Below are 231 nucleotides of genomic sequence, written 5' to 3'. Positions count from 1 at the left end.
CGGAACGCGAGCACGACACCGAGCGCCATCAACAGCATGCTGCCGACGAACGGCAATTCCCAGCTGCCGAAATAGTCGATCAGGAAGCCGCCCACCACCGGCGAGATGATCGCCGCGAGCGCGGAGCCCGTGTTCATCATGCCGCTCGCGGTGCCCGAGGCGTCCGGCGCGATGTCCATCGGAATCGCCCACATCGGTCCAATCGTCATTTCGGCGAAGAAGAAGCCCGAC

Annotated in this window: 1 pseudogene; it reads right to left on the bottom strand. The window is 64.5% G+C overall.

Going from position 1 to position 231, the window contains the following annotated elements:
• A pseudogene (locus tag SB822_RS61365) lies at positions 1-231 on the bottom strand (MFS transporter); the annotation flags it as partial.

This window comes from Paraburkholderia sp. SIMBA_054 (genome assembly GCF_046534875.1).
Taxonomy (GTDB): Bacteria; Pseudomonadota; Gammaproteobacteria; order Burkholderiales; family Burkholderiaceae; genus Paraburkholderia; species Paraburkholderia hospita.
This window is presented reverse-complemented; position numbering and strand designations above follow the sequence as displayed.